10 protein-coding genes are annotated in these 9,568 nt (G+C 35.5%); 7 read left to right on the top strand and 3 right to left on the bottom strand.

Annotated elements, in window-relative coordinates:
* Positions 1-2,025: PEP/pyruvate-binding domain-containing protein (locus tag R3333_RS09220; RefSeq protein WP_318958499.1), on the bottom strand; the 2,025-nt coding region annotated here is incomplete at its 3' end.
* A 54-nt stretch (positions 2,026-2,079) separates the two neighbouring features.
* Here R3333_RS09220 and R3333_RS09215 point away from each other — a divergent pair.
* The 7 genes from R3333_RS09215 to R3333_RS09185 all read left to right on the top strand — a co-directional run bounded on the left by R3333_RS09215 (position 2,080) and on the right by R3333_RS09185 (position 8,209).
* Positions 2,080-3,069, top strand: coding sequence for an NAD(P)-dependent oxidoreductase (locus R3333_RS09215; protein WP_318958498.1), 990 nt, complete (start codon positions 2,080-2,082; stop codon positions 3,067-3,069).
* Positions 3,070-3,248: 179 nt separating this feature from the next.
* Complete coding sequence (locus R3333_RS09210; RefSeq protein ID WP_318958497.1) at positions 3,249-3,857, top strand: MCP four helix bundle domain-containing protein; 609 nt, start codon at positions 3,249-3,251, stop codon at positions 3,855-3,857.
* Positions 3,858-4,399: 542 nt separating this feature from the next.
* Positions 4,400-4,630, top strand: a complete 231-nt coding sequence (locus R3333_RS09205; protein ID WP_318958500.1) for a DUF2061 domain-containing protein — start codon at positions 4,400-4,402, stop codon at positions 4,628-4,630.
* 2 nt (positions 4,631-4,632) lie between these two features.
* The gene (locus tag R3333_RS09200) at positions 4,633-5,241 is read left to right on the top strand and encodes a phosphoadenosine phosphosulfate reductase family protein (RefSeq protein WP_318958496.1); all 609 of its coding nucleotides are present in this window, start codon (positions 4,633-4,635) and stop codon (positions 5,239-5,241) included.
* 5 nt (positions 5,242-5,246) lie between these two features.
* Positions 5,247-6,149, top strand: a complete 903-nt coding sequence (gene cysD, locus R3333_RS09195) for a sulfate adenylyltransferase subunit CysD (protein WP_318958495.1) — start codon at positions 5,247-5,249, stop codon at positions 6,147-6,149.
* A 20-nt stretch (positions 6,150-6,169) separates the two neighbouring features.
* Positions 6,170-7,420, top strand: coding sequence for a sulfate adenylyltransferase subunit 1 (locus R3333_RS09190; protein ID WP_318958494.1), 1,251 nt, complete (start codon positions 6,170-6,172; stop codon positions 7,418-7,420).
* 276 nt (positions 7,421-7,696) lie between these two features.
* Positions 7,697-8,209 carry a DUF3124 domain-containing protein gene (locus tag R3333_RS09185; protein ID WP_318958493.1) on the top strand — a complete coding sequence of 171 codons (513 nt, stop codon included), beginning with the start codon at positions 7,697-7,699 and terminating at the stop codon, positions 8,207-8,209.
* Between the two features lie 34 nt (positions 8,210-8,243).
* Here R3333_RS09185 and R3333_RS09180 read toward each other — a convergent pair whose 3' ends face one another.
* Both R3333_RS09180 and R3333_RS14675 read right to left on the bottom strand, forming a co-directional pair.
* Complete coding sequence (locus R3333_RS09180; protein WP_318958492.1) at positions 8,244-9,203, bottom strand: T9SS type A sorting domain-containing protein; 960 nt, start codon at positions 9,201-9,203, stop codon at positions 8,244-8,246.
* A 221-nt stretch (positions 9,204-9,424) separates the two neighbouring features.
* A complete protein-coding gene (locus tag R3333_RS14675; RefSeq protein WP_413468682.1) occupies positions 9,425-9,547 on the bottom strand; it encodes a T9SS type A sorting domain-containing protein in 123 nt (40 codons plus the stop codon).
* Positions 9,548-9,568 lie beyond the last annotated feature (21 nt).

The following is a 9,568-nucleotide window of genomic DNA, read 5'->3' as shown; positions in this document are numbered from 1 at the left end:
GAGCTTATTATACCCCTCTCTTAAATTTTCAGTAAACAACTCATCTACTGTAAGATAAAATATATCTTTTTGAGTATTGAGATACCCCAATTCAACAAGATTATTTCCCATGCTCAAGAACATATCTCTAAATATTGAGAAAATACGTGTTCGTTTATACCTGAAATTTTCACGGGATTTAAACCTAAAAATTAATCCCTTCACCCTATTTACCAGAAACAACCTCCAAAGAAAATTTATTGGATAATATGCTTTTAATATAGATCTGTAATCTGTAGGGCTTTCCTTCCTCTTTTGCTCAGTAGATACCACCGATATACGGATGGATTCTTGTAACAGCTCAATAAACAATAATGGATCTTGCTTAAAGGTGGTGGTTTCCATTTTCAATTCACTCGATTTGGTTCTATCCCCATACAAACGAATATATTCTTTAATTTTTTCATCTAATTCCAGGTACTTTTGGGTCAATTCTTTCCAAATATCGGATACTTCCTTTGTCTTAAACAACTCCTTCAGCTGCTCATCATCTAGGATAATATTTACAAGTTCTTCGTAACTATGAAGAAGCTGAACAGAGGTTACTTCACCTTCTGCACGCAAAACATCATTAATAAAATTAGGGTGGTCTGTTATTATTTTAGAACCCTTTAAACCGCTCTTCAGTAAGAAGAAGCTAATCATGGTATAAAAACCATTTGAGATAGCAGCAAAGGCACTCTTCCCCATTTTATCCATCATAGATTGATAAATGGTTAACTGATTTTCCAAGCTTAGTTGATGAAAGTCTTTTGGGTTATATTGCTTTAACGCCGCCTCGTAAGCGTCATCAAATAAAGCATTGTACTTTTTAGATCGTATTAACTTGATCAATAATTGAAAAAATATATTCACCCTTTCCAGAAAATTATGTCGCAATGGAGGAGCCTTAAAATCGACCGCTTCCATATTCCATATTTTGGGCAGTAACTGCACCAATTTCTTTCCAAAAGGCATTTGATACAAGTTACCCTGCCATGCGTTCAGGTTATAGTATAATCTTCCATGAATACTATCTACAATTCGATGCATATCCGCTTTATTCTGGTTTAAAATTCTAGGACTGTATCCTATCATTTCAGAACCTTTTACGTACACACTTCCGTAGGTTTTTTGAACATGTGAAACCGTTAAAGGAAGTGTTATTCCTCCATAGTTTCCCTCTGCCTGCGTTTTATCCCAGATAATGATATTCTCCTTCAAAGATCTATTTACCATGGGTCTAACTTGCAACCAAAACAAGTTATCTCCAGCTATGGCAATTTCTACATCTACAGGACATTTTAAGTATTGCTCTAATTTGTAAAGTCCAGCTTTGAAAAGATCACTAAACTTGGAAATAATATCTTTTAAGTCTCCAACTGATTTCTCAATCCTTGTTTCTTTTCCTGCTTTTACAGAAACTCCATGATAGCACTCCTTTAAGTCATGATAAACCAATTCATTTTCTTTCAGCTCCACTTGCATTCCTTCAAGCTCTCCCGACACTAATTTATCTCCCAAACCTGGAATTAAATTTACCAAAGGATGATGCTTTGTATAGTCGACAGGGTGTTTAGAAAACAGAACTCCAGAATATTCTGAATCAATCATTTCTTGAATAATGACACCAAAGTGGGGTGTCTCCGTACCGTATACATTGCTTTCAGCATAAGAAGAAATCACCTCCATAATGGTCTCCGATAAATCTGTGAATGCAACGTTTAGGACAGTTTTAAATTGCCCTGCAAAAGACTGTTCCTTCGAATCCTCATTGGCTGAACTTGATCGCACTGCCCAAAGTTTGTTTGTGTCCAACGCATTGAAGTTTTCATCTATCCAAGATTGACATTCAGTACGATCATTATTCCATGAAGAAATTGTATCGAAATCGATAATTACAAAATGAGGAAGAGTTAGTCCACAAGCCTGTAAATTCAACAATCCTTGTGCTTTACCACCAATTTGGTTCAAATTTGATTGTCCAATTTTCGAAGTGTCTGTCATAATCACTAATTTAACGAAATAAATAGGAGTTAAACTCAACTTAAAATGTAATGTATGCGAATTATTATTACTGGAGCCACTGGAGCTTTTGGCGGAGCAATGGTTCGCTATTTTGTGGCTAAAGGGCATGAAGTGATAGCAACTGGAAGAGACAACAACCCTCCCAAAGAATTGCTAAAACTTGCAAAATATATTCAAGCTGATATTTGTACACCCTATGAATTACCGGAAGCCGACATTTGTATTCATTCAGCAGCATACTCTGACGACAAGGCTCCTCTTAAGTCACTCTACACTCCGAACGTGGTTGGAACCAGAAACACACTGAAAGCCGCACAAAATTGTGATAAATTCATCTACATTTCTTCCTCCTCTGTTTATTTACCAGATTCACTACCGATACAAGAAGAAATGGCGGGAAACCAAAACAATAAGTTGTTGTCTTCTTATGGTCAATCAAAACTTTTGGCCGAAGAAGTGATTGAAAATGAATTTCAAAAAGAGCAATGCTTTATACTTCGTCCTCGTGCGTTTTACGGGGTGGGTGACACACAAATTATCCCCAGAATTTTAAAGTTGGTCAAAAACAATCAGTTTAGTAGACCGGGGAAAATGGACATTAAAGTTTCCATGACCCATTACGATAATATGGCTAAGGCAATAGAACTATGTATGGCCTCATCTCTCACCGGAATACGCACCTACAATATTGCAGATGATGATGAATACATTTTAATTGAAAATGTAAGAAAACTTATCAAAGCACTTTATCCTCAAAAAATAAGTGAAAAGGAAATTAGCATTCTACTCTTGAAGGTTTTGGCCTTTTTTAAAATTGGTGGATTTACTCCCTTACTCGTAAGAGGGTTAACTCAAAATATGGTTTTAGATCTTTCAAAAATTAAAAGAGAGTTAGGCTATACTTCTGCAATTACTTTTGATGACACTTTAAAGGACCTTTCACAATGGGTAGAAGCAATAGGAGGAGTAAAACACTTACAAGCTAAAGAAAAACTGAGGTTGTGGGGAAAAGAATTTTATTAATATTTGAATGAAGCACTTCTTTTTTTTCAATAAAAGCTTCCGGAAATATTGTAAAATGATACCTCATTCTTCACCCCTAATTTATTCTTGATACAAAACACGAAGGATGGGTAAATCATCGTTTTAATTTATATCTTCGTTATTCACCATAAACGGTTTTTGACCAAAAAAATATTCTCATGAAAGTATTCAATAAAATAAAATGGGTCTCAGGGATAGTACTAATTTTTGGAATTGTATTGGCCACCAACTTAATCGATAGAGACAATTTCAGTAAACTTCGAAATTCTACTACAACCATTTATAAAGACAGAATCGTAGCCAGCGATATCATCTTTGATATCTCTCACCTCGTACAAAAAAAGAAACTCACATTAGCTACGGCAGACACCCTTTTATTCGAACGCAATCATGCAAATTTAAGTGACAAAATAGATGTACTCATTGAAAAGTATGAACAAACAAAACTCACGAAGAAAGAATCCGATATTTTCGAAGTTTTAAAAACTCAATTAGAAAGTTTTGACAAAATGGAACTAGATTATTTCTCTGGAGAGCTTTCTGAAAAAGATGCCTTTGTTGAATTAATTGCGGGGATAGATGAAAGTCTTTATAAATTATCCAAACTTCAAGTTTCTGAAGGAAAGCTTCAGATGCTTAAGAGTAATAAAGCCATGGAATCCATTGAGCTATTTACTCAAATTGAAATCATCTTTTTAGTCATTGCTGGTATACTCATTCAAATCATCATTTTGTATACTCCAAAATCGAAACGAGAGGATATATAATTTTTAATACTTAGAATTTTCAAACTGAACAGAAGTCCTTCATTTAAAATGAGGGATTTTTTTTGTTGATTTAATTTCATTTTCAACTCCACTACACTACCCTTTACTTCAATTTCATTTCTGTTTTAAAAAAAACTCAAAAAAAATCACAACACTCAAACAAACCTACAACACCTATAAAACCTACCAACTTTATGGGATATACTATTTACAAAGGCGTACAGAATATAAAATTAACAATGATAAATTTGGATAGTTCTTTTTTTTCAATTTATATTTACCCCGAAATTCAAGAAGAAAACTAAAAATATAAGGCAACGGTATGTATAAAAAGCTTTAGGATTCTACTTATTTCTTTAGGAAGAATTGCTGCACTCATTAATCAACGCGCACGCTTAATGTAGATCAATTCTACCCTTCAAAATTAGATTAATAAGACGATAAATTAGGTATAAATTCTAAACGTGAGAAACTCACGTACGGCCATACTATTGCCCAATTTTTAACATGAATGAAACGACAGAATGGATACAGAAAAAAACATGCAAGTAAACAATCATGAAGCTTCTTTACCCAAAGATCAACTTAAACGAAGCTTAGCCAAAACAATTAGTTGGAGGACGGTTGGAACATTTGACACCATCCTTATCTCCTTCTTACTTACAGGACGATTGGCAATAGCCTTCAGCATAGGAGCAATAGAATTAGTCACTAAAATGTTCTTGTACTTCTTTCACGAACGAGCATGGAACAATATTAAATGGGGAAAATAAATATGAATATAACAGAGATCAATCAGAAACTAAGGACCCAGTCGCCCCAAGAAATCGTGACTTGGGCGCTAGAAAATGCCAAAAAACCGGTTATTACAACAAACTTTAGACCTTACGAAGCTGCCATACTTCATGCATGTACTCGTGTAGAAAATGACCTAAAAGTTATTTGGTGTGATACAGGTTATAACACATCTTACACTTATTTACACGCCGAAGAATTGATTTCAAAATTGAAGCTCAACATTCAATTATACGTCCCCAGACAAAGCGCTGCACACAGAAATGTGGTACTCGGTATTCCTGGTTTAGAAGATCCTAAACACAGCTTATTCAGTGAACAAGTAAAGTTAGAACCTTTCCGCAGAGCTATGGAAGAACATCAACCTGATGTATGGTTTACGAACTTGAGAAAAGGACAAACTGCATTGCGCGATACTTTAGATATCCTAAGTGTATCGGCAGATGGTGTGCTTAAAGTGAGTCCCTTCTACCATTGGTCAGACCAGGAACTTAACAACTACCTTGAAATACACGACCTGCCTAACGAGGAGCGTTACTATGATCCAACAAAACTATTAAGTAATAGAGAGTGCGGAATACATAAATAAGGAAAATGAAAACAACTCAAAATATTAATCCATTAGAAAATGAGGCCATTTACATCTTACGGGAGGTGGCCGCACAATTTGAACGACCAGTGCTTTTATTCTCGGGTGGTAAAGATTCTATAACCCTTGTACGGCTGGCTCAAAAAGCTTTTTATCCCGGAAAAATCCCTTTTCCTCTTTTACACGTCGACACCGGACATAATTTTCCAGAAACTATTGCATTTAGAGATGCTCTAGTAAAAGAATTAGGCGTAGAACTCATCGTTAGAAATGTACAGGACGCTATAAATGAAGGAAAAGTCATTGAAGAGCAAGGAAAGTATGCATCCCGTAATGTATTGCAGACAACAACCCTTCTGGATGCCATAGAGGAATTTAAGTTTGATGCTTGTATCGGAGGAGCCAGGAGAGATGAGGAGAAAGCCAGAGCCAAGGAGCGTATATTTTCTGTGAGAGATGACTTTGGACAGTGGGATGAAAAGAACCAACGTCCTGAGTTATTTGATCTTTTAAATGGTCAAATTGAACTCGGACAAAACGTTAGGGTCTTCCCTATTTCCAACTGGACAGAATTAGATGTTTGGTCCTATATAAGAAATGAAAAAATAGAAATTCCATCCATTTATTTCGCCCACAAACGCAAGGTGTTTCTCAGGGATGGTTTTATCTGGTCTTATGACGATGACAAAGTATATCGAGACCACGATGAAGTGGTCGAAGAACGCATGGTAAGGTTTAGAACTGTTGGAGATATGAGTTGTACTTCTGCCGTTTTATCTAAGGCCACAGGAATAGATGAAGTGGTCGAAGAAATAAGACGCTCTACCCTATCAGAACGCGGTGCCAGAATAGACGACAAGCGCTCTGAGGCTGCAATGGAAAAAAGAAAGCAACAAGGATATTTCTAAAAAATCCCAAGAACAGAAACATGGAAGTATTAAAAATAGCTACTGCAGGTAGCGTAGACGATGGAAAAAGTACCTTAATAGGTAGGATATTGTACGACACGCAATCGCTGACTCAGGATAAACTGGAAGCCATAGAAAAAACTAGTCAACAAAAAGGGTATGATTATTTAGATTTCTCTTTAGCTACCGATGGACTAGTTGCTGAACGTGAACAAGGAATCACCATAGATGTGGCCCATATTTATTTCTCGACACCTCATAAGAGTTACATTATAGCGGACACTCCAGGTCATGTAGAATATACTCGTAACATGGTGACAGGTGCATCGACTTCGCAAGCATCCATTATCCTCATAGACGCAAGAAAAGGTGTAACAGAACAAACCAAAAGACACTTCTTTATCAATAACCTATTGCGTATAAAAGATATAGTGGTCGCCATTAATAAAATGGATTTGGTAGCATATTCTCAAGAGGTATTTGAAAAGATTAAAAACGACTTTAGAACACTAAGCAATCAAGGTGAATATGAAGGACAGAATATCAGCTTCATACCAGTAAGTGCTTTACACGGTGACAATGTAGTACACCATTCTACAGAAATGCCTTGGTACCAAGGTCTCACTGTTCTGGATCATTTAGAATCATTAACACAAGAAAAGGTTTACGATACTGGAAAACCAAGATTCCCTGTACAAATGGTAATACGTCCAAAAACTGAAGAATACCATGATTTTAGAGCCTACGCAGGAAAAGTCTATGGTGGAGATTTACAGACCGGTGATGAAGTTGTTGCTCTACCCTCTCTTCAAAAATCAAGTATTAAGGATATCTATTTCTACAACGAAAAGTACCAAACTGCTGTAAGTAGATCTTCCGTCTCCATCACTTTAGAAGATGAAATTAATTTAAGTAGAGGAGATATGCTTGTAAAAGCAGAAGAAGTACCTCAATTAACAAAAGAGGTAGAAGCTATCGTTTGTTGGATGGACAATAAAACCATGGAGATTCGCAACAAATACACATTACAACATGGTGTGAACAAGGTTCTGGCCATGGTGAGTGAAATTGAGAGCAAAATAAAAACAGATTTCAGCGGTACGGAACAAGAAGTTAAAAGCGTTGAAATGAACGACATCACGCTTATTAAACTAAAATTGAATAAGGAAATTTACTGTGACCCTTATAAGGATCACCGCACTAATGGCTCATTTATACTGATTGACAACACGACCAACCATACAGTTGGTGTAGGTTTTGTTCAAGCTTAGCATTAAAATATCCTCCTTTCCTAACTAACCTAAATCCATTTTAGTTTTATTTAACAAAAGCACACATGTACATGTGTGCTTTTTGTAGTTATTGTTGAATTAAAATCTCTTGAAAGAGATGATAATGATCTATATACGAGGATGTATTTTAAAATTCACGCGTGGAATGGACTGTATACGTTAATTGTGCAACAAAGCTAATATTTTTCCAAAACCCTTACAATTAGAAACAAATTAATGGATTAATCTCTAACTTTAGAAAAAGTTCAAAACACCATGGTTACGAAATTTCATCTATCACTCTTACTTTTTTCTGTTGCTACTTTATCTTGTGAAGCGCCCCAGAAAAACAAGGAGCCTAAATCTATTCATTTCGAGAAAAAGAGGGTCCACTTGAATAAAATGGACAGTACTTTACTGCATGGTACAACACATCTCTCTGTTTATTCAAGTATCTATTCTCAAACCGAGCATAGGACACACGACTTAACTGCCACGGTGAGTATGCGTAATCTTAATTTAAATGATAGTTTGTTCATTACCAAAGCAATTTATCACGACACCAAAGGAAATCCGGTTCACACCTATTTTGATTATCCTGTAGGTATGGGTCCGCTTGAAACCTTGGAAATAGTAATAAATGAAAAAGAACAATTAGGGGGTACCGGAGGTAATTTCATTTTTGAATGGTATACACCTGAAAATTTACCCCATTTTGAATCAGTGATGATATCTACCTCAGGACAACAAGGTATTTCATTTAGAACAGAAGGAATTAACTTGAAATAAAAAAGGACTGTATCATCGCAGCCCCTTTATCCAATCAAATTTTAATCAGTCGTTTTCTTTCAATGAGCTCTCCCCTTTTATTGAACAAACAAAGTAGGTAGCTCCCTTTTTGAAAATCATCAGTATTCACGATGAACTTTTGATTAAACGCTGGTAAATCGTTTGTATAGACCCTAGAGCCCTGCATGGTGTAAAGAGATATACTTTGGACCTCTTTACCCCAGTTGCTCACTTCGATTCGATCATCAAAAGGATTAGGAATAATTCTCATTAAATGGTCATTCTCCTTTTCAATTCCCGCATAATTGTCTATTAACATTCTTCCTGCTTCTACATAAAAAGTATCTATACTCGATTGTGTAAATTTCAGTAAGTAGTCATGAATAAAAGGCGCATAAAATAAATACATTACCTCTTCGGATTCATAGAAATCTCCCATTACATTGAGGGTTTTATGAACCTCTATTTTTATTCTGAGTACATTATCATAGGTGGCATGAGGGAGCATGAGTGTTCCCTCTCCATCAACAATGAATTTTGAACTACCAACGGTAGAAATATTGATCATACCTTGTTGAGCTACATAGGTAAAATCATCCTCCATTGTATCTCCATAAGCCATGGGGTAAAAAAGAGTGGTTTCAGGATTTGAATAATGCCTTTCTTCTATGTTAGATATCGAATAAAATTTTTCTATGGTACTGTCGGTGATATAAATTCGATGAAAGGAGTTGGGGAATTCTACCTTTAAATTATTATTGCTTAAACTCGTATCTCCCTGTAGGTAGCTATAAGAAATAGAGGGATTTAATTGTGACAAATTAGAGTAATCCCAGAGTAAATTTTGACCGCTGGTATCTTGAACTTTAAACTCCACGGATGTCATTGTAAAATTATCTCCTACTTGTGGTTGTATTTGATTGGCTTGATGCTGAACTTGTCCAAAGGCTGATAGACAAATACAACTGGAAAGAATAATGTAAATTTTTCTCATGATTTTGATTTAAGTGTTCCCCTCTATAAGCAATAATCATTCCTAAATAGAACAAATTAACAACTAGCAAAGACTTGAAAAAACAAGAGTTAAATACGTGCTTTTTCATGAATTAAATTTCCATGCTTGGGAAAAAAATAACCTCTAGAACTTGTAATAAAATCAAAAAAAGGGGAATTGCATTGCAATTCCCCTTTTTTAATTTATTTAGAAAGTAAGTCTTATTTCACCACTACTTCTTTTGTATAAACTCCTGTTGAAGATCCTAATTTCACAATGTACATTCCGGCATCTACGCGAGATAAATCAATTTGTGATTGTCCCAACTTACCTTTTGTATCCATACTCGATGTATAAACAAGGTT

This window comes from Lishizhenia sp., assembly GCF_033720595.1.
Classification (GTDB): Bacteria; Bacteroidota; Bacteroidia; order Flavobacteriales_D; family Crocinitomicaceae; genus Lishizhenia.
The sequence above is the reverse complement of the archived record's forward strand: the minus strand, read 5'-3'. Positions and strand labels throughout refer to the sequence as shown.

Bases quoted from the DNA above. Each gene is read 5' to 3' on its own strand.
- cysD (WP_318958495.1), top strand. From the start codon at position 5,247: ATGAAAACAACTCAAAATATTAATCCATTAGAAAATGAGGCCATTTAC.
- R3333_RS09210 (WP_318958497.1), top strand. From the start codon at position 3,249: ATGAAAGTATTCAATAAAATAAAATGGGTCTCAGGGATAGTACTAATT.
- R3333_RS09190 (WP_318958494.1), top strand. From the start codon at position 6,170: ATGGAAGTATTAAAAATAGCTACTGCAGGTAGCGTAGACGATGGAAAA.
- R3333_RS09200 (WP_318958496.1), top strand. From the start codon at position 4,633: ATGAATATAACAGAGATCAATCAGAAACTAAGGACCCAGTCGCCCCAA.
- R3333_RS09185 (WP_318958493.1), top strand. From the start codon at position 7,697: ATGGTTACGAAATTTCATCTATCACTCTTACTTTTTTCTGTTGCTACT.
- R3333_RS09180 (WP_318958492.1), bottom strand. From the start codon at position 9,203: ATGAGAAAAATTTACATTATTCTTTCCAGTTGTATTTGTCTATCAGCC.
- R3333_RS09205 (WP_318958500.1), top strand. From the start codon at position 4,400: ATGCAAGTAAACAATCATGAAGCTTCTTTACCCAAAGATCAACTTAAA.
- R3333_RS09215 (WP_318958498.1), top strand. From the start codon at position 2,080: ATGCGAATTATTATTACTGGAGCCACTGGAGCTTTTGGCGGAGCAATG.
- R3333_RS14675 (WP_413468682.1), bottom strand. From the start codon at position 9,547: ATGGATACAAAAGGTAAGTTGGGACAATCACAAATTGATTTATCTCGC.